This window comes from Nocardioides sp. L-11A (genome assembly GCA_029961745.1).
Lineage (GTDB): Bacteria > Actinomycetota > Actinomycetes > Propionibacteriales > Nocardioidaceae > Nocardioides.
On sequence record CP124680.1, the window covers coordinates 5,297,132 to 5,316,106 of the forward strand.

An 18,975-nucleotide genomic window follows, 5' to 3' on the forward strand; every position below is an offset into this window, starting at 1 on the left:
TCGCCCCACAATCGTGTCTAGATGTGTAGCATGTGACCATGGAGGAGATCGCCCCGCTGTCCGCGCGCTCGGCGATGCTGAGCCTGCTGCTCGGGTCCCACCCGGACCGGATGTCGGCCGCCGAGCTGGTCCGCGCGGGCGAGCACTTCGGCATCCCGGCCGCGACCGTGCGGGTCGCGTTGACCCGCGCCGTCGCCGCGGGCGACCTGGAGCGCGACGCGGACGACCCCCGCCACTACGTCCTCGGCGAGCGGCTCGCCGCGCGCCAGCGCCGCCAGGACGAGGCGGTCCTCGACGCCGAGACGGCATGGGACGGCGGCTGGGAGATGGCGGTCGTCGTGGTCACCGGCCGCACCGGAGCCGAGCGCGCGGCACTGCGGGAGCGGCTGGCGTCGTACCGGCTGGCGGAGCTGCGGGAGGGCGTGTGGGCCCGGCCCGCGAACCTCCGGCGAGCGCGGGGGTACGCCGACGAGTCGGTCCTCGTCACGTTCACGGCCACCCCCGACGAGGATCCCGCCGATCTCGCCACCGGACTGTGGGACCTGGCCGCCTGGGCCGGCGAGGGCCGACGCCTGCTGCGGCGCCTGGAGCGGACGACCGCGCCCGCGCCGCGACTGGCGGTCGCAGCGCGCCTCGTCCGGCATCTCGCGGCCGACCCGCTCCTGCCGGCCGCGCTGCTGCCGGCGGACTGGCCGGCCGGCGCGATGCGGAGCGCCTACGCGGCCTATCAGGACGAGCTGCGCGAGCTGGCGCTCTCCGCCTCGCGCTGATCGACCCGCCACGAGGTGGGCAGCTCCCACAGCGGCCCGAAGAGGAACCACAGGCCGACGAGCGTCCACGGGGGCCGGATCCAGCCGAGCAGGGCGCCGTCCTGGTCGCCGTCGGCAACGAGGACGACCAGGCCGAGCATCACGACCGACGCGATGACAGCGGCCAGCACGACCCGGAACCACTCGCGCCACAGCGCCGCCATCCGCTCCGGGCCGTGCTTGGGCGGCTTGACCGGGGGCGGCCCGCCGGCGAAGCGGTGCGCGAAGCGGACGTCGGCCCAGCGCACGATCGAGGGGCCGAAGGCGATCGAGAACCCGAGGTAGATCCCGGCCAGGCCGTGCGTCGTACCGGCCTCGGCACCCCGGTGCAGGTCGACCGCGACGGCGATGACCAGAGCGAGGTCGAGCAGCGGGATCAGGGCCAGGGTGACCGTGCTCGCGCGGCGCCGACGGACGACGTAGCGGAGCGCGAGGCCGAGCCCGAGGAGCACCCAGAGACCGATCTCGGAGGCCGCGATGAAGCCGGCGACGAACACGAATGCTCCCTTTCGTAGCACGGACATGCCAGAACAGAGACAGTAGCACGATCGTGCTAACATCGAGACATGCCGCGGACGATCGACCATGACGAACGGCGGCAGCTGATCGGCGAGGCCGTGTGGCGGCTGGTGCTTCGCGAGGGCGTCGGCGCCGTGTCGCTGCGGACCGTCGCCGCGGAGGCCGGCCTGGTCCTCGGCTCGCTGAGGCACAGCTTCCCGACGAAGGCCGAGCTCCTCGCCTTCGCCATGCGCCTGGCCCACGAGCGGGCGGCGACGCGCGTCGCCCGCCACGGCCGGGTGCGGGACCCGCGCCGTCGGGCGGTGGCCGCCCTGCGGGAGCTGCTCCCCCTCGACGACGAGCGCACCGTCGAGATGCACGTGCACCTCGCCCTGCTGGCCGAGGGCCCCCGGCACCCGGAGCTGACCGCACTGGCCGACGACGCCCAGGAGGCGATCCGCGGGCTGTGCCTGCGCTGTCTCACCGATCTGCGCGACGCCGGCCAGATCGCTGCCGATCGTCACCTGGGGCGGGAGACGACCACCCTGCACGCCCTCCTCGACGGTCTCGCCCTGCACGCCATGCGCGACCCGCGGCTGCGGCGGGCGGCCACCCGGGCCCTCGACGATCACCTCGACGCGCTGGCCCGACCGCTCGCCTGACCGCCGACTGCCGGGGTTCTCCACAGGTCCCCGATCAACGGTGGGGAGGCCACTCCACAGCGGCCAGCATGGCCCCATGACTCTCGGAAATCCCACGGAGGTGAGGCACCATGGGGACCATGACCAGCCTGTCGCCGGATGCGGACCTGCTGGCGGGGATCCCCGTCGGTCGCTCGCTGACGGCGCTCGACGTCGCCGAGCTCACCGGCGAGGGGGCTCGCTATGAGCTCATCGACGGGGTGCTGACCGAGATGGCCGGCTGCAGCGAGGAGCACCAGGACGTCGTGGTGCATCTCATCGCGCTGCTGTTCAGACTCCGGCCGACCACCATGAAGGTGCTGACGGCGCCGTTCGACATCATCGATGACCACACTGCCGTGCAGCCCGATGTCGTCGTGATCCCGAAGGGTCCGCCGACCGACCACGGCTACGTCGAAGGCGCGCCGCTGCTGGTCGTCGAGGTGCTCTCGCCGAGCACGGCCCTCTACGACCTCAACACCAAGTTCAAGAGGTACGAGCGCGCCGGGGTCGCGTCGTACTGGGCGATCGACCCGGTCAAACTGCGCCTGATCGCCTGGGAGCTGCGCGACGGCGCGTACGTCGAGGTCGCCGACGTCACCGGGGACGAGACCTGGTCCGCCGAGCTGCCCTTCCCCGTCACCATCACACCGGCCGATCTCGTCGACTGACCCGGCCGGCTGAGCCGGCGGGATCAGACCAGCCCGTCGGGCAGCTCGGCACCCGCCTCGAACAGCGGCAGCAGGCGCGCTGCCCGCACCGCCGCGTCGACGACCAGCTCGACGTCGTCGGCGAGATCGGCCGAGACCTGCGTATCGTCGGCGGAGCCCCGCGGGGCGATGGTGCGGGCGTGGAGATCGGCGAGCAGCAGGTCCCGGCCGACGCCGCGCAGGGCGAAGAGCACCAGCGGATCGGTGTCGACCAGCCAGCCGGCCTGGATCAGGACCGCGACCGCGTGCGGGCAGGGGTCGAGGTAGTGGGGGCAGGTGCAGGTCGCGGTCAGCTCGCCACCGAAGGGCAGCAGCTCGACACCGACCTCCTCGGCGTGCTCGACGAGGTCGTGCGGCAGGTTGCCGGCCAGCAGCTCGGCGATCCGCCCCGACTCGGCCGCGACGACCTCGATCAGCGCCGTCCGCGCCGCGTCGTCCAGGACGGGGATCGTGATCTCGACCGTCCAGGCGTCGTCGGCATCACGGCAGGCGGCGAGCAGGCCGCCGGCCTCGATGCTGATCGCGCCGACGTCGCCGCGACGGGCGTGGGTGCGGCCGGGACGCAGCTCCGCGTCGGAGTACGCCGCCTCCTCGACCGCGCGCTGCCAGGCCTTGCCCCACCACGAGCGGACGCCGCGGACGGGCCGGGTCTGGCGGGTGAAGGTGGTCCTCGTCAACCGGTGGTCCTCCGTGCCTCGCGGCGCAGGGTGACCAGGTCGCGCAGCTCCTCGTCGCTGAGCTCGGTCAGCGCGGCGTCGCCCCGGGCCAGGACGGCGTCGGCGAGCTGGCGCTTGCGGTCGAGCAGCTGGGCGACCCGCTCCTCGACCGTCCCGCGGGTGACCATCCGGTGCACCTGGACCGGCCGGGTCTGCCCGATCCGGTACGCCCGGTCCGTCGCCTGCTCCTCCACCGCCGGGTTCCACCAGCGGTCGAAGTGGACGACATGGTCGGCGCGGGTCAGGTTCAGTCCGGTGCCTCCGGCCTTGAGGGAGAGCAGGAACACCGGGACGCCGGCGCCGTCCGCACCGGCGGGCCCGTCGGCGGCCTGGAACCTGCGGACCATCGCCTCGCGCTGGGCGACGGGCGTGCCACCGTGCAGGAACTGGTGCGGAACCCCGAGCCCGGTGAGGTGCTCCTCGATGAGGCGGGCCATGGCGACGTACTGGGTGAACACCAGGACGGCGCCGCCCTCGGCGAGCACGGTCGCGACCAGCTCCTCGAGCAGCTCCAACTTCTCGGAGCGGCCGGCGAGCCGGATCGCGCCGGACTGCTTGAGGAACTGCGCCGGGTGGTTGCAGATCTGCTTGAGGCCGGTCAGCAGCGCCAGCACCATGCCGCGGCGGGCGTCCTCGTCGGCGCGCTCGATGCGGGCCATGGTGTCCTTGACGAACGCCTCGTAGAGGACGACCTGCTCGCGGGTCAGGCCGAGCAGGTGGTCGGTCTCCGTCTTCGGCGGCAGCTCGGGCGCGATCCCGGGGTCCGACTTGCGGCGACGGAGCAGGAACGGGCCGATCAGGTCGGCGAACTGGCGGGCCTTCGTGGGCTCCGCCCCGGACTCGATCGGCGCGCCCCACACCCGGCGGAACGCCTGACGGCTGCCGAGCAGGCCGGGGACGCACCAGTCGAGGATCGACCACAGCTCGGTGAGGTCGTTCTCGACGGGGGTACCGGTCAGCGCGACCCGGGCGCGACTGGTCAGGCGACGCAGGGCGCGGGCGGTCGACGTACGGGAGTTCTTGACGTGCTGGGCCTCGTCGGCCACGACGATGTCCCAGGTGAGCCCGGCGAAGGTGTCGATGTCGCGGCGCAGCGTGCCGTAGGTGGTGAGCACGAAGCCGCCGCGCAGACCCTCGAGGGAGCGCGTGCCACCGTGGAACCGGCGGACCGGAATGCCGGGCGCGAACCGCTCGATCTCGGCCTCCCAGTTGCCGAGGAGGCTGGCCGGGCACACGACGAGGGTCGGGCCGCCGTGGGACAGGCCCTGCTCGAGTCGGTGGAGGTGGAGCGCGATCAGGGTGATCGTCTTGCCGAGGCCCATGTCGTCGGCCAGGCAGGCGCCGAGCCCGAGCCCGGTCAGGTCGGCGAGCCAGGTCAGGCCGTGCCGCTGGTACCCCCGCAACCGCGCGGCCAGGCCGGCCGGCTCGGGGAGGGGCGCGCGGGTCGCGGCGCCGAGCAGCTGCTCGCGGACCTGCAGCAGGCTGGCGCCGACGACCACCTCGGCGCTCGCCGACGGTACGTCGCCCGTCGCGGGCAGCTCCGTGACGCCGGCGAGCGCGGCGGCGAGGGCCTGCGCGCCGGTGGCCTTGCGGATCAGCCGCTTGCGGGCCCGCGCGGCGGTGGTCGGATCGACCACGGTCCAGGCGCCGCGGAGTTTGATCACCGGGCTGGCGGCCTGCGCGAGCTCGGCCATCTCGGCCGCGGTGAGCGCCTCGCCGTGGAGGGAGACCTGCCACGAGAAGGAGAAGAGGCCGTCGGTCGAGAACGGGCTCTCCTGCAGCGGCAGCTCCGGGTTGCGCCCGGCACCCTCGCGGCGCTGGTCGAGCACGGCGCGGGTGGTCAGGTCGGGGCCGAGGGAGCGCGGCCAGTGGACATCGACGCGGACGTCGCGCAGGGCGCCCACGTGATCGAGCAGGCTCCCGATCTCCGCGCCGTCGAGCGTGAGCTGGTCGGGCACCGCGAGGGCGAGCAGTCGGTCGAGCACCGGCCACGCGTCGGCCGCGGCCCGCAGCGCGATGCTGGCATGCACCCGCGCCCGACTCCCGAAGCCGTGCTCCGCCGGGCCGCCGGTCCACAGCAGGGCCGCATCGCGGACGTGGAGCGGATCGCGTTCGTCGTGCACCTGGAGCACGACCCGGACCGTACCCGCGACGAGCTCCTCCTCGTCGGCCTCCACCCGCAGGGAGATCCGCACCAGCTCGGGCAGGACCGCGTCGTCGGCGTCCCGGTCCGGCCGCTCGTCGCGACGTGCCGCGAGGCGGCGGCGGACCCGGTCGGCGAAGTCCTCGGGCCGGCTCGGTCCGGCCGGCGCCTCGGTGGGGCGGGCCCGTCGGCCGCTCGGCGCCGCGCGCGGCAGCGTGCCCGCAACGGCGTCCAGCATGCCGCGGACCAGTCCGGCGGCGTCGGCGACCGGCAGGTCGTCGTACGCACGGGCGTGGGCGAGGCGCTCCACCGCGTCCTGGTCGCGCGGCTCCAGCCCGTCGACCCGCCAGGCCCGGCCGGTGGGGTCGGGCGCGACCTTGCCGGCTGCCACCAGGCGCAGCCCGAGCAGCGCGGCCCCGCTGAGCAGCTGCACGCTGGGATGGGCGTCGTCGTCGTTGCGCGAGCGGCTCAGCACGGGCAGTGCCGCACTGACCGGCAGGGCGACCCGCCGCGCACCGTCGGCGTCGGTGAACTCGATGGTCGCCGGGTCCCCGGACCGGAGGGTCGCGGGACCGGTGACGGGAACGAAGCTCACAGGGGGAACCTAACCCGCGGCCCCTACTCAGGCCCGCTCGCGGGGAGGTCCGTCACGCCGGGGCGCTCTGGGTCCGCCGACCGCGCAGCCGCGCGAGCAGGACGCCCGCGAGCAGCACGAGACCACCGGCCGTCGCCGCGATCGCGGCCCACCAGGTCGGATGCTCAGCCGCGAGCGCCACGGACGCGAGCGGTACGCCGAGCGCCGGCATGGCGATGGCGAGCAGCGAGAAGCCGGAGTGGTTGGAGACCGCCGCGGCCAGCGCCCACAACACGGTGAGCAGGCCGCCGAGCACGACCACCCACCACACGTCGGACTCGTCGAAGCCGCCGCCCGCGCCCAGCACCGAGGTGACGTCTCCCGTGTCGCGGTCGAGCATCATCGACATGCCGCCGAAGATCCCGGCGAAGAAGCGCATGACGGCGAACGACGCCAGGATCCCGAGGAAACCGGCGAGGCCGAACGCCCCGACGGCGACGCCGGAGACGGCGCGGCTGGGCAGGGCCCAGCCGAGGAGGGTGACGACAACGACGAAGACGGCCACGAGCACCGCGGCGGTCACCTGCGGGTGTCCGTCGCCGATGCTGTCGGCGACGACGCTGTCGAAGGCGACACCGTAGATCAGGGCGAGGCCCAGGATCGCGACGACGACGAAGGCGGCCCGCCGGGCCGCGAGATAGCCGATCGCGGCGAGCACGACCATGGTGCCGCCGATGAGGTAGGCGACCCAGTCGTCGTCGCGGTTGATCCCGATGCCGATCATCAGCGCGGTGGCGCCGATGCCGACGACGCCGGGCCAGGTGACGACCTCCTCGCGGGCGCGACCTCCGGCCCGACGATCCGCCAGGGCCCCCAGCACCGCGATCACGAGCAGCACGGCGGTGGCGCCGAGCGCGACGCCGTAGTTGGACCAGTCGAGATCCCCGTCGCCGCGAGCCCGGACGGCACCGACCATGACCGCGGCGCCCAGCAGGCCGGTGCCGAGGGCGACCACGCCGCCGGCGCTGCCGGCCCGGGTGGCGCGGGTCGGGAACTCCGGCTCGATCGGCCCCGGGAGCCCGGTCCCGACCGGCGGTGGCGGCGGATCCCCCGCGCCGCGCTCGTCGGTCGCGGGATCCGGGTCGGTGACGATCGCCCCGGCGGGTGGCGTCAGGCCGGCATCGCTCGTGGAGCCCGGCGCGGCGGGTGGTGCCGGCGGCGCGGCCGGCGGCCCGTCGGCGGGGTGCTCGGGGGTGCCGTTCGCGGGAGCGTCGTCGGTCATGTTTTCGACTCTAGATGATGGATTCCGGGGGATCGTGCAAGCGAGCGGCGCTCACCGCGTGCGGCGGCCGGGCGCCGCCGCGACGGCGCGTACCGGGTGTACGTCGAGCGTCCGCGACGCCGTCGACGTGCGCGGTGGGCGGCGCGGTGGGCGTCGCGGAGCGTGCGAGCCCTCGGTATCGATCATCGACGCGCGTGGAGAGCCCGATCGCGGGAGGTGAGTCCCACCTCCCGCGATCGGGCTCGGTCCGTCGCGGCTCAGCTCCCGCAGACGACTCCCGCGGTCGACTCGCCGATGGCGATGTCGAGCAGGTTCCCCGGAAGGTCGAGGAAGATCGCACGCTGGGTGACGGTGTTGCCGGTGCGCACCTGCTGGTTGAGCGACAGCGAGCCCACAACCAACGGGATCGTCAGCGGCTTGTCGCCGACCACGATCTTCTTGCCGTTGAGGGTCAGGGTCGCGATGTGCGACGACCCGGCGACGTCGGCCGCCGTGCAGCTGCGCAGCTGGGAGCGGACCTCGCTGTGCACGCCCGACACGTCCAGGGTGAGCAGGCCGGGCAGGCTCACGCTCGCGTCGTCGACCGTCGCGGTCGCGGCCGCCAGGCCGGCACCCTTCGTGGTCGTGCCGGTCAGCACCCCCGTGCTCACCGTGTTGCGCAGCAGCGGGTTGAGCAGACCGCCGAGGAGACTCGGGTTCGTCGTGAGGCGCTCGTTGATCCGCAGCACCTTCCGGCTGTCGCTCGCGCACGGGCTGGTGGGCCCGTTCGCGGTCCCCGGGGTCAGGTTGAGCAGGGACAGCGGCGTGCCCCGGCACAGCCCGACGGTGGCGACGACCTTGTAGGTGACCTTCGTGGTCGTGGTCAGGCCCTTGTCGTCGGTGCCGGTCACCGAGAACTCGTGCTGGCCCGGCGTCGAGGTGTCGATGCCCTCGCCGTTCGGGACCGTGCCCTCACACGACGTGATGGTGCTGTCGGGCGAGGTGCACGAGTACGACGCCGGCACCTCCTGGCCCTCGAAGTAGACCTCCCCCTCGGCCGGTCCCTCGACCTCGACGACCGGCGGGTTCGGCGGCTTGGGGCATCCGGTCACCGTCTGGGGCAGGCCCCAGCCGTTCACCGTGCCGGCCACGAGCGGGAAGCCGTTGGCCGTGAAGGCCGGCGACGCGGCGTCGGGGGTCTCGACGACGCCGAGCGCGGCCGCACCTCGGTTGGCGACGTACATCCGGCCGTCGGGAGCCCGGCGGACCTGTCCGCCGTTGCCGATCGCGGCGATGTTCTCACCCGTGGCCTCGACCTCGGCCGAGGTCGAGGCACCCTCCAGCTCGTAGCGGTAGAGGCGGGCACCGCCGAAGATCTTGGTCGCGTAGACGTAGTCGCCCTCGGGCGAGAAGTCCGCCGAGTAGCCGTTGTTGCCCGTGCCGGAGCCGGTCGGCAGGTCCCAGCTGAAGCGCTCGGTGAGCACGCCGCTGGCGCCGTCGACATCGAGCACCCGGATCTGGGAGCGGCCCGTGCTGGAACCGGTCTGCTGCACGACCTGGGTGAGGTCCTTGCTGATGTTGAGGGTGCCGTACTGGTTGCCGTTGGCCGTCGACAGCGTGCTGACGACCGGGGTACCGGACACGGGGCCGTCGCCGTCGAACTCGAAGGCGAGGATCTCCGGGGCGTCGGCCTTCGTCGACAGCACCCAGAAGCCGTCGCCGGTGGCGTTCGGCACGGCCGTCAGGGCCTCGCTGCCGTCGGTGGAACCGCCGAGCGGGACGTTCTTGACCGACGTCACCGCGCCCAGGCCCCCATCGAGGCTCAGGTCCACCTCGCTGTAGTACAGCTGGCCGTCGCCGCCGACCTCGGACGCACCGGTCGTGGTCACCACGAAGTAGGTGCCGGGATTGGTGATCGACGGGAAGGCAGCCACCGTCTGGGTGGCGGACGCATTGATCAACAGGCCGCTGCCGTTGGGCATCACCTGGTTGTCGCGGTTGAAGATGCTCGAGCCGTTCGACCAGAACAGCAGGTTGCCGGTGGTGTCGGTGACCACGGTCGATCCCTCGACGGTCGCCCCGGGGACCTTGACCGCTGTGGCCGTGTCGCCGGCGACGCCGAAGTCGATGCCGGCGCTGTTGCCGAACATCCAGTGGCGCTCGGAGGCGCGGACCTGCGCGGCGGTGCAGGTCTGGAGGGGGGCGGTGCCGGACGCTGCCGACACCGGGTCGGCGACGGCGGGGGCGCCGAGCGAGCCCGTGATGGTCAGGGCCGCGGCGGTGGTGGCCAGCGCCGCGGCGATCGAGAGGGGCCGTCGCGCGCGCAGGCGCCGGGCCGGGTGGTGAGTACGCATCGCACTTCCTCGGTGAGATTCGGCTCGCCGCCCTCGGTCCTCTCCTCCCCCGGCGATGTGGGGTCGGAGACCCACGGGGAGAGGTCTATCGGCGCCTGGCGGGCTCCGGCAGGCCCGCGCTGCCATTTACCCCCCAACCTCACCCGGCCGGACCGGCTGGTCTGGACCAGTGCTCCGCTCGCGTGGCCGGCGGGACTAGCCCGCGATGCCGAGGACGAGCGGGACGACGCCCGCCGCGCCTGCCTCGTGGAGCGCCTCGGCGGCGAGGGTGAGCGACCAGCCGGTGACCAGGCGGTCGTCGACGAGCAGCACCCGGGCATCGCGCACGGCGGCAGGGTCGTCGAGACGGAGCGCGCACCGCCGGCTCACGGCGGCGACCCGCTGGGCGGAGTTGGTGGCGCCGCGGTCGGGGCCCACCGAGGGGTCGACGACGGCCCACCGACCGGCGATCGGCACCTGGAGGAAGCGGGACAGGCCCGCGGCCAGGTCGGCGGTGAGGCTGGGCCGGCGCTCCGACTCGGCCACCACGATCGCGTCGACGTCGGGCCGCCAGTCCTGGAGCATGGTGACCATCGCCCGGGCGAGCGGGTCGGGCACCGGGCCGTCCTGGGCCGTCCCGGGGGGCGCGTCCGCCGGCGCGGCGAACAGCCCGCGCAGCGCCGCCCCGTGGCCGAGGTCCGTGAGCCGGGCGATGGCCCGGCCCTCCTGCGCGGGCTGCTTGATGCGTCCGGACCGGCTGACGCCGATCGCGGCCAGACCGGTCGGCCACAGCTTGCGCGGCTCGATCGGCACGCCCGGGCGGGCGATCCGCTCGGCGGCCTCCTCGACCGCCGCGGCCGAGACCTCCGCGGACAGGCCGAGCCCACCGCAGTTGTCGCACCGCCCGCACCGCCACCCGGGGTCGGCCAGCACCTCCGGGTCGTCGAGCTCGCGCCGCAGATAGCGCATCCGGCACTCGTCGCTGCGGAGGTAGTCGAGCATCGCCTGCTGCTCGGCCTGGCGGGCCGCGGCGACCCGGGCGTAGCGCTCCGCGTCGTAGACCCACGGCTCCCCCGTCGCCTCCCAGCCGCCCTTGACCCGGCGCACCGCGCCGTCGACGTCGAGCACCTTGAGCATGGTCTCGAGCCGGTTGCGCGACAGGTCGACGCGGGGCTCGAGCGCGGCGGTGCTCAGCGCCCGGCCCTCCTCGGCCAGCACCGCGAGGGTCTCGCGGACCAACTCCTCGCGCGGGAAGGCGAGCGAGGCGAAGTAGGCCCAGATGTCGCGGTCCTCGATCGCGGGCAGCAGCACCACCGTGGCATCGTCGATCGCGCCGCGGCCGGCACGGCCGACCTGCTGGTAGTAGGCCACCGGGCTGTTGGGAGCACCCAGGTTGACCACGAACCCCAGGGCCGCGTCGAAGCCCATCCCGAGCGCGCTGGTCGCGATCAGCGCCTTGACCTCACCGTCGATGAGCGCCTGCTCGAGCGCGAGGCGCTCGGTCTGCTCGGTCTGGCCGGAGTAGGCCGCCACCCGGTGGCCCCGCGAGCGGAGATAGTCGGCCACCTCCTGCGTCGCGGCCACCGTCAGGCAGTAGACGATGCCACTGCCCGGCTGCTCCGCCAGGTGGTCGGCCAGCCAGGCCAGCCGCTGCTCGGCAGTCGTCAGCCGGATCACGCCCAGCCGCAGGGACGCCCGGTCGAGGGTGCCGCGGAGCACGAGGGTCTCGTCGCCGGAGACACGCTCGGCCGATCTCACCGGGCCGGCAGCGTGGCGAGAGACGACCTCCGGGAACTCGTTGGCTTTCTCGTCGTCGGAGACACGCTCGGCCGATCTCACCGGGCCGGCAGCGTGGCGAGAGACGACCTCCGGGAACTCGTTGGCTTTCTCGTCGTCGGAGACACGCTCGGCCGATCTCACCGGGCCGGCAGCGTGGCGAGAGACGACCTCCGGGAACTCGTTGGCTTTCTCGTCGTCGGAGACACGCTCGGCCGATCTCAATTGCTCGGCGACGTCGTCGGTGACGCGCTGGTTGGCGGTGGCCGTCGTGGCGAGCACCGGGATCCCGGCGGGCAGATCGCGCAGCAGGGTGCGGATCCGTCGGTAGTCGGGGCGGAAGTCGTGGCCCCAGTCGGAGATGCAGTGGGCCTCGTCGACGACCAGGAGCCCGCAGGTCGCGGCCAGCCGCGGCAGCACCTCGTCGCGGAAACCGGGGTTGTTGAGGCGCTCGGGGCTGACCAGGAGGACGTCGACCTCGCCCGCCGCGATGGAGCGGTGCACCTCGTCCCACTGCTCCATGTTGGTCGAGTTGACCGTCACCGCGCGGATCCCGGCCCGCTCGGCCGCCGCGATCTGGTTGCGCATCAGGGCCAGCAGCGGCGAGATGATGACCGTCGGACCGCTGCCCTGCTCGCGCAGCAGCAACGTGGCCACGAAGTAGACCGCCGACTTGCCCCACCCGGTGCGCTGGACGACGAGGGCACGGCGCCGGTCGACGACCAGCGCGGCGATGGCGGCCCACTGGTCGTCGTACAGGGTCGCGTCGGGGCTGCCCACGAGGGCACGGAGGTGCTGCTCCGCGCGGTCGCGGACGGCGGCGTCGGTGAGGGCCCGGGTGTCCATGGCTCGTGTCTACCAGCGTCGCCCGACACGGCCGCCCGCGCATCCACAGGCGACCCTCTGCGCCGAGGTTGTCCACAGGACCGCGGCGAGCAGGAGCGTGGCGTCGGGCCCCGCGGCTACGGTCGGCACCACCCCGATCGGAGGTGTATCGTATGTGTATGACACGCACCAACATCGAGATCGACGACGAGTTGATCGCCCGTGTCATGAAGAAGTACGGCCTGAGGACCAAGCGCGAGGCGGTCGACCTCGCACTGCGCCGAGCAGCGGGACCCAAGCTCACGCCCGAGGAGATCCTCAGCTACGAAGGCATGGGCTGGGACGGCGATCTCGACGAGATTCGCAACGATCCGGTCGAGACGTGGTGACCCTCGTCGACAGTTCGGCCTGGATCGACTACTTCCGCCGCCCCGGCGATCCGGGGAACGAGCCGCTACGTGACCTGATCCGGCGAGAGGAGGTGGCGACGTCCGAGCCGATCGCCATGGAGCTGTCGATGGGGCCGACCGACGAGCTGGCCGTACGCCGGATCGAGCGGATCCTCGGCTCCGCCGTGGATCTCTCCATCGAGGCCGACCTCGACTTCCGGGCCGCGGCGGCCATCTTCCGCGCCGTGCGCCGCACCGGACGCACGGTGCACTCGACGGTCGACTGCCTGATCGCCGCCATCGCCATCCGGCACGACGTCCCGCTGCTCCACAGGGACGCCGACTTCGAGGCCATCGCGACCGTGACCGAGTTGCGGCAGCTGTCGCTGCTCTGATTTCCGGCATTTCGCTGACACGCCCCGCGACGGTCCCCTACGCTCGCTCACGCAACCGCAGGTGACCCGAGACGCCTGCGGTTGCACCTTTTTTGTTGGGCCGAGCGTGTCGTCCTATCGGGGACGCCGCACGGGACTCGCTGCGCTCGCCCCGCGGGCAATCCCCGATGCGCTCCGCGCGGGACGCCACGCTGCCGGCCACTTCTTCACAGGCGGTTCCCTACGCCAGGGCTCCGCGCCGGGCGGTGCGCCACGCTGCCGGCCACTTCTTCACAAGCGGTTCCCTACGCCAGGCCTCCGCGCCGCGCGGGACGCCACGCTGCCGGCCATTGGTTCGCAGGTGGTTCCCTACGCCAGGCCTCCGCGCCGGACGGTGCGCCACCCTGCAGGCCGCTTCGTCGCGGCAGGATCTGGGCGCCACTGCTAGGTCACGGCGCCATGAGGTCGCGGGCGCCGGTCAGGCGACGGACCACCAGATCCGGGCCAGCTCGAACCGCGACCCGGCGTCCCAGCGCAGCAGGACGTCGCCGACGTGCTTCTCCACGCCCTTGACCGAGATGCCCAGCTCCCCGGCGATCTGCTGGTTGGTGCGACCGGCGGCGACGAGGGCGGCGACCTCGGCCTGGCGCGGGCTGAGGGCAGGTGCACCCATGCCCGGGCCACCGGACCGGCCGGCTCCGTCGCCCACCGCGGCGAGGAGGCCGACCCGGGTGGCGACGCCGAAGGCGCAGAGCACCCGCGACAGGTGGGCGCGCACGGTGCGCGGGGACAGGAAGAGCGCGGCCGCGATCTCCTCGACCTCCTGGCCGGCGAGCACCGCGCGGGCCACGTCCGCCTCCCGCGCGGACAGCCCGTCCCAGCCGGCCCCGGCGACCGGCGGCAGCCGGCGGCCGGACGCGGCGAGGGCGGCGCCGGCCGCCCGACGGATAGCCCCGAAGCCGACGCGGTCGCTCGCGGCGACGAGGGTACGCAGGCTGCGGGAGGCGGTGCCGAGGTCGGCGTCGAGGATCCGGGCCCGGGCGAGCAGGATCTGCCCCTCACCGGCCTCCACCCCACGCTCCTCGGCGACGCAGCGCGCGATGCTGGGGGTGAGCAGCTCGATCGCCGTCCCGGTGTCGCCGCCCGCGATCGCCACCCGGGCCCGGGCCCGCTGGACCGTCGGCTCGGTGATCGGGTGGGCGGCGAGCTCCGCGAGCGCGGCGAGCCACGCCTCGACGGCGTCGCGGTCCCCCTCGAGCAGCGCGGCGTGCAGGAACATCTCGAAGCAGATCGCTCGGTCGATCAGGGTGCACCGGCTCAGCGCCTCGTCGGCGCCGGCGCGGAAGGCCAGCGCAGCGGCGCCGGCCACGTCGTAGAGCGCGATCGCCCCGTAGGAGAGCAGCAGCAGCGCACCACGGTCGACGAAGTCACGGGGCTCGGCGGGCACGTGCGCGGCGATCGCTCCCGCCACCCGGACGCCCTCCTCGTCGCCCGCGTTGCCGCGCACGAGGACCACCACCGCCTCGACCACCGGCTCGAGACGGCTGCCCGCGACGACCGAGGACCGCACCGCCCCGAGCAGCTCGTCGGCATGCTCGATCCGGCCGGAGAAGGCGGCGATCCGGGCCTGGCAGACCCACATCAGGGTGGCGAACGGGTGGCCGGCCCAGGCCCTGCCGGCCGGCGGACCGGTTGCGTCGATCTCCGCGGCGTCGCGGATCCGGGCGCCGACGAGAGCGGCCTCGGTCGCGACGTACCGCACCGCCGACCACCAGCGGGACGCCGGATCGTCGGCCGCGACGAGCAGCTCGCGCAGCACCGTCCCGTCCGGGCCGGACGCCTCCAGGTCCCCGCCCGCGGCAAGCGCCGCGGCGGCCAGGCACAGCCCCCGCGCCCGGTCGTCGGCGGCGGCTGCCGCGACCAGGCCGCTCGTCGCATGCCGAGTGGCGTCGGCGAAGTCGCCGAGCCAGAAGTCCGCCAGCGCGGCGATGCCGTACGCCGCCGCGTCGCCCTGGTCCGCCGCGGTCAGTGCCCGCTCCCGCGCGGTCCGGGCCGTCCCGCCGGCCAGATGCCCCAGCATGTCGGCGAGGAGACGGTCGCGGTCCATGCTCCGAACGCTCCCACGGACCCGCGACCGGCGGACCCGTTCTCGAATTACGACGGATCCCTACCGACGCGCTCCACCTCCGTCCGGCAGAGTCGGCCGCCGCGAGACACGAAGGAGCGCAGATGCGGGTACGGGGACGGACGATCGGCGGCCTGCTGCTCGTGGTGGTGCTGGCGGCCGGGTGCGGCGACGACGGGGGTACGTCGTCGGACCCGGCCCCGGCAGCGTCCACAGCAACCGGAACGGACGGCACGGACGGCACCGGCAGGACCGACGGGGACCCCGGCGACGAGGTCACCCTGCCGGTCTTCTGCGACCTGGTGAGTGCCGACCAGCTCACCGCGGCGGTGGGGGCCGCGGTGACCACGAGCACCGGCCCGTTCGACGGCTGTGAGTTCGACCAGGAGGATCCGCGCGCCCTCAGCGGCTCACTCGGGGCGGTCGACGTCGCGGCGGGGGGCGGCTATGAGGCCTACCAGTCCGGCTCGCAGGGTGCGATGGACGAGCCGGTCCGGCACGACATCGACGGCCTCGGGGACGCGGCGTACGTCGACATCGGCACCGTCGCGGGCGGCGCGAACCTCCAGGTCGGCGGTGGCGTGCTCGTCGGCGACGTGGTCTACACGCTCAACCTCGCACAGGGCACCGGCATGAGCGAGGACGAGCTGGTCGCGATCAGCGAGCAGCTGCTGCGACTCATGGTCGACGCCACCTGAGGGCCCGCCGGCCACGCTCATCCATCCGACACCAGCGACAGATCAGGAGCCGTCATGGCACTCATCAGCAGATCCGGGATCGTCACCATCGTCGCGGCCACGGGCCTCGTCCTGACCGCCGGCACGAGCGGCGCGGTCGCCGGCGCGATGATCACCGGCAAGCAGATCAAGAACAACACCGTGACCACCAAGGACATCAAGAACGGCTCCCTCACCGGCGTCGACGTCGCCGACGGGTCGCTCGACGTCGCCGACCTCTCGGCCGCGGTGCGATCCGGGCTGGGCGATGTCACGATCTCCGGCTACGCCGGCGTCAGCCCCGGGCCGGCGACCCTCCGATCGGCGCCGGCGGGCGTGTCGGTCAGCGTCTCCTGGCCGGCCACCGGCATCGCCTGTCTGCGGGTGAGCGGCAGCGCCCCGCCCATCACCATGGCGAACGCCGTGCTGGTCGCCTCACCCGACTACCCGAACGACGGCACCGGCTCCGGGGTGAACGGCAGGAGCACCCTGGTCGAGTCCTACGGCTCGCCCAACCAGACGAACTGTGCCGACGGGTTCGCGGTCGCCACCTTCCTGCGCGACAGCGCGAACGGCAACACGCTGAGCACCCAGCCGTTCGTGTTCCTCATCGGCTGATATCCCGAAAGCGCCTGCGCCGGCTGCGCGCGGTCGGAACAACCGGTCGACCGGTTGTTCTGTCACTTGTCGGGCGTTGCAACGCCCGTCAAGTGACGGAATCGCCGGTCGACCGGTGATTCCTCCCCGGATCAGTGCGGGCGCGGCTCCACGCCGAGCGCGACGCACGCGGCGTCGTACAGCGCGACCACCTCGCGGCGGATCTCCGCACGCTCGGCGATCGGGCCGCCCGGCCAGAGGATCCGCCGCTCGCCGAGCGGCCCCTCGGGCCCGATCACCGTCCACGTGCCGGCCTCGCCGTCCACGTCGCTCATCGACGCGGCGGTCGCCTCGGGGACGCCGTGGGCGCGGACGATGAGCAGGTTGTCGTCGAGATGGTCGCCGTTCATGTGCGCGAGCACCGCGTCGACGACCGCGGGGTCGAAGGCGTGCGGCACGGAGCTCACCAGATCCGCACCCGGTCGGCCGGGTCCAGCCAGAGTCCGTCGCCGGGGGCGGTGCCGAAGACCTCGTGGAACTCGTCGAGGTTGCGCACGATGTTGGCGCGGAACTCCGGCGGGCTGTGCGGGTCGATGGTGAGGTACTGCTGCTCCTGTTCGAGGCGTCGCTTGGTGCGCCAGACGTAGGCCCAGTTGAGGAACAGGGTCCTGCGGTCCTCCTCCGTGGCCGCGCCGCCCCCCGAGCGCACGGCGATCTGGAAGGCGGTGTGCGCGATGGTCAGTCCACCGAGGTCGCCGATGTTCTCGCCGACGGTGAGCGCACCGTTGACGTGCTCGCCGGGCAGGTTGCGGGGCGAGAACCCGTCGTACTGGGCGATCAGGGCCTTCGACTTCACCTCGAAGGCGGCCTTGTCGTCGGCGGTCCACCAGTCGTTGAGGTTGCCCTCGCCGTCGTACTGCGCACCCTGGTCGTCGAACCCGTGCCCGACCTCGTGCCCGATCACCGCGCCGATGCCGCCGTAGTTCTCGGCCGGGAGCGCGTCGGGACTGAAGAACGGCTTCTGCAGGATCCCCGCCGGGAAGCAGATCTCGTTGGTGCCGGGGTTGTAGTAGGCGTTGACCGTCTGCGGCAGCATGAACCACTCGTCGCGGTCGACCGGCGCGCCGATCTTGGCGAGCTGGCGGTCGGTCTCGAAGCCGGCCGCGGCCTGGGCGTTGGCCACCAGGTCGTCCGGTACGACGACCAGCGCGCTGTAGTCGCGGAAGCGCTCCGGGTAGCCGATCTTGGGCCGGAAGGTCGCGAGCTTCTCGTAGGCCCGCTCCTTGGTCTCGTCGGTCATCCAGTCGAGCCGGCTGATCGACTGGCGGTAGGCGGCGAGCAGGTTGGCGACCAGCTCGTCCATCATCGCCTTGGACGTCGGCGGGAAGTGCCGCGCGACGTACTCCCGGCCGACCGCCTCGCCCATCGCACCCTCGACGAAGGACACCGCGCGCTTCCAGCGGGCCCGCAGCTCCGGCGTACCGGACAGGGTGCGGCCGTAGAAGTCGAAGTTGGTCTGCACCAGCTCGTCGGTGAGGTACGGCGCCGCGGAGCGCAGCACGCGGGACAGGAACCAGTCGCGCCAGATCTCGACCGGCGTCGCCTCGAGGACTCCGGACAGGTGCTGGAGGTACGACGGCTGGCGCACCACGACCTCGGCGATCGTGGCGTGCTCCCCGTCGAGACGGCCGCCGAGGTTGGTGATGTAGGCGTCCCAGTCGAAGGCCGGGCACAGCGCCGTGAGCTCGGCGGCGCTCAGCAGGTTGTAGGTCTTCTGGACGTCCCGGGTCTCCGCGCGCTCCCAGTGCCCCTTGGCCAGGTCGGTGTCGAGCTCGAGGATCCGCTGCGCCGCGCCCGCGGGGTCGGCGTGGCCGCCGAGCGTGAGCAGGCGGGTGAGGTACCCGACGTAGGCCTCGCGGATCTCGGCGAACTTGTCGTCGCGGTAGTACGACTCGTCGGGCAGGCCGAGCCCGCCCTGCACGATGTGGAAGAGGTAGCGGTCGGACTGGCGGTCGTCGGTGTCGACATAGGAGCCGAAGAGGCCGTAGCCGCCGATCCGCTCGAACTCGCCGAGGAAGGCGGCCAGGTCGCGGACGTCGCGCAGACCGGCGACCGCGTCGATGAGCGGCTGTGCCGGAGCGATCCCGGCGGCCTCCACACGGTCGGTGTCCATGAAGGAGTTGAAGAGGTCGGCGATCTTGCGGGCGTCGGCGTCGCCGCCGCCCCCGTCGCTGGCCGCGGCCAGCTCGGTGATGATCACCCGCACGTCCTCCTCGGCCTGGTCGGCGAGCTGGACGAACGGGCCCCAGCTGGAGCGGTCGGACGGGATCTCCGTCTCGGTCAGCCAGGTGCCGTTGACGTGGCCGAAGAGGTCGTCCTGGGGACGGATGCCGAGGTCCATGCCCGGCCGGGCGTCATCGAGGATGCTCACGCACCGAGCCTACGCAGT

General features: G+C 73.3%; 16 protein-coding genes. 7 read left to right on the forward strand and 9 right to left on the reverse strand.

Annotated elements, in window-relative coordinates:
- The first annotated feature begins 38 nt into the window (after nt 1-38).
- Complete coding sequence (locus QJ852_25380; protein ID WGX96463.1) at nt 39-770, forward strand: PaaX family transcriptional regulator C-terminal domain-containing protein; 732 nt, start codon at nt 39-41, stop codon at nt 768-770.
- On the opposite strand, the gene QJ852_25385 is transcribed toward QJ852_25380, so the two are convergent.
- Nucleotides 728-1,306 (reverse strand): hypothetical protein, encoded by a 579-nt coding sequence (locus QJ852_25385; protein ID WGX96464.1) that lies wholly within the window; start codon nt 1,304-1,306, stop codon nt 728-730. The genes QJ852_25380 and QJ852_25385 overlap by 43 nt on opposite strands.
- Before the next feature lie 69 nt (nt 1,307-1,375).
- Here QJ852_25385 and QJ852_25390 point away from each other — a divergent pair, with 69 nt between their 5' ends.
- Both QJ852_25390 and QJ852_25395 read left to right on the forward strand, forming a co-directional pair.
- Nucleotides 1,376-1,969 (forward strand): TetR family transcriptional regulator C-terminal domain-containing protein, encoded by a 594-nt coding sequence (locus QJ852_25390; GenBank protein WGX96465.1) that lies wholly within the window; start codon nt 1,376-1,378, stop codon nt 1,967-1,969.
- 119 nt (nt 1,970-2,088) lie between these two features.
- Complete coding sequence (locus QJ852_25395; protein ID WGX96466.1) at nt 2,089-2,658, forward strand: Uma2 family endonuclease; 570 nt, start codon at nt 2,089-2,091, stop codon at nt 2,656-2,658.
- Nucleotides 2,659-2,681: 23 nt separating this feature from the next.
- Here the strand turns inward: QJ852_25395 and QJ852_25400 are convergent, their stop codons facing one another.
- The 5 genes from QJ852_25400 to QJ852_25420 all read right to left on the reverse strand — a co-directional run bounded on the left by QJ852_25400 (nt 2,682) and on the right by QJ852_25420 (nt 12,346).
- Entirely contained in the window at nt 2,682-3,374 is a 693-nt protein-coding gene (locus QJ852_25400) for an SWIM zinc finger family protein (GenBank protein ID WGX96467.1), read from the reverse strand.
- Nucleotides 3,371-6,151 carry a DEAD/DEAH box helicase gene (locus tag QJ852_25405; GenBank protein ID WGX96468.1) on the reverse strand — a complete coding sequence of 927 codons (2,781 nt, stop codon included), beginning with the start codon at nt 6,149-6,151 and terminating at the stop codon, nt 3,371-3,373. Before QJ852_25405 ends, QJ852_25400 begins: the two co-directional genes overlap by 4 nt.
- Nucleotides 6,152-6,203: 52 nt before the next feature.
- Complete coding sequence (locus tag QJ852_25410) at nt 6,204-7,412, reverse strand: hypothetical protein (protein WGX96469.1); 1,209 nt, start codon at nt 7,410-7,412, stop codon at nt 6,204-6,206.
- A 257-nt stretch (nt 7,413-7,669) separates the two neighbouring features.
- Entirely contained in the window at nt 7,670-9,745 is a 2,076-nt protein-coding gene (locus tag QJ852_25415; protein ID WGX96470.1) for a hypothetical protein, read from the reverse strand.
- Nucleotides 9,746-9,940: 195 nt separating this feature from the next.
- The gene (locus QJ852_25420) at nt 9,941-12,346 is read right to left on the reverse strand and encodes a DEAD/DEAH box helicase (GenBank protein ID WGX96471.1); all 2,406 of its coding nucleotides are present in this window, start codon (nt 12,344-12,346) and stop codon (nt 9,941-9,943) included.
- 158 nt (nt 12,347-12,504) lie between these two features.
- On the opposite strand from QJ852_25420, the gene QJ852_25425 reads away from it, so the two are divergent.
- Complete coding sequence (locus QJ852_25425) at nt 12,505-12,714, forward strand: type II toxin-antitoxin system VapB family antitoxin (protein WGX96472.1); 210 nt, start codon at nt 12,505-12,507, stop codon at nt 12,712-12,714.
- Entirely contained in the window at nt 12,708-13,109 is a 402-nt protein-coding gene (locus tag QJ852_25430) for a PIN domain-containing protein (protein WGX96473.1), read from the forward strand. The genes QJ852_25425 and QJ852_25430 overlap by 7 nt, the downstream gene beginning before the upstream one ends.
- 457 nt (nt 13,110-13,566) lie before the next feature.
- On the opposite strand, the gene QJ852_25435 is transcribed toward QJ852_25430, so the two are convergent.
- Nucleotides 13,567-15,195 carry a helix-turn-helix transcriptional regulator gene (locus tag QJ852_25435; protein WGX96474.1) on the reverse strand — a complete coding sequence of 543 codons (1,629 nt, stop codon included), beginning with the start codon at nt 15,193-15,195 and terminating at the stop codon, nt 13,567-13,569.
- 122 nt (nt 15,196-15,317) lie between these two features.
- Between QJ852_25435 and QJ852_25440 the strand changes: the two genes are divergently transcribed.
- Both QJ852_25440 and QJ852_25445 read left to right on the forward strand, forming a co-directional pair.
- On the forward strand, nt 15,318-15,911 hold the full coding sequence (locus QJ852_25440) for a hypothetical protein (protein WGX96475.1): 594 nt from the start codon (nt 15,318-15,320) through the stop codon (nt 15,909-15,911).
- Nucleotides 15,912-15,965: 54 nt separating this feature from the next.
- Nucleotides 15,966-16,547, forward strand: coding sequence for a hypothetical protein (locus tag QJ852_25445; protein ID WGX96476.1), 582 nt, complete (start codon nt 15,966-15,968; stop codon nt 16,545-16,547).
- 131 nt (nt 16,548-16,678) lie between these two features.
- Here the strand turns inward: QJ852_25445 and QJ852_25450 are convergent, their stop codons facing one another.
- The gene (locus QJ852_25450; protein ID WGX96477.1) at nt 16,679-16,993 is read right to left on the reverse strand and encodes a DUF2470 domain-containing protein; all 315 of its coding nucleotides are present in this window, start codon (nt 16,991-16,993) and stop codon (nt 16,679-16,681) included.
- Nucleotides 16,990-18,957, reverse strand: a complete 1,968-nt coding sequence (locus QJ852_25455; protein WGX96478.1) for a M13-type metalloendopeptidase — start codon at nt 18,955-18,957, stop codon at nt 16,990-16,992. Before QJ852_25455 ends, QJ852_25450 begins: the two co-directional genes overlap by 4 nt.
- Between the last annotated feature and the right edge of the window lie 18 nt (nt 18,958-18,975).

What these genes read in the sequence shown, in the direction of transcription:
- QJ852_25380 (WGX96463.1), top strand. Translation starts at nt 39, where the DNA reads ATGGAGGAGATCGCCCCGCTGTCCGCGCGCTCGGCGATGCTGAGCCTG.
- QJ852_25390 (WGX96465.1), top strand. Translation starts at nt 1,376, where the DNA reads ATGCCGCGGACGATCGACCATGACGAACGGCGGCAGCTGATCGGCGAG.
- QJ852_25395 (WGX96466.1), top strand. Translation starts at nt 2,089, where the DNA reads ATGACCAGCCTGTCGCCGGATGCGGACCTGCTGGCGGGGATCCCCGTC.
- QJ852_25410 (WGX96469.1), bottom strand. Translation starts at nt 7,412, where the DNA reads ATGACCGACGACGCTCCCGCGAACGGCACCCCCGAGCACCCCGCCGAC.
- QJ852_25415 (WGX96470.1), bottom strand. Translation starts at nt 9,745, where the DNA reads ATGCGTACTCACCACCCGGCCCGGCGCCTGCGCGCGCGACGGCCCCTC.
- QJ852_25420 (WGX96471.1), bottom strand. Translation starts at nt 12,346, where the DNA reads ATGGACACCCGGGCCCTCACCGACGCCGCCGTCCGCGACCGCGCGGAG.
- QJ852_25425 (WGX96472.1), top strand. Translation starts at nt 12,505, where the DNA reads ATGACACGCACCAACATCGAGATCGACGACGAGTTGATCGCCCGTGTC.
- QJ852_25435 (WGX96474.1), bottom strand. Translation starts at nt 15,195, where the DNA reads ATGGACCGCGACCGTCTCCTCGCCGACATGCTGGGGCATCTGGCCGGC.
- QJ852_25440 (WGX96475.1), top strand. Translation starts at nt 15,318, where the DNA reads ATGCGGGTACGGGGACGGACGATCGGCGGCCTGCTGCTCGTGGTGGTG.
- QJ852_25445 (WGX96476.1), top strand. Translation starts at nt 15,966, where the DNA reads ATGGCACTCATCAGCAGATCCGGGATCGTCACCATCGTCGCGGCCACG.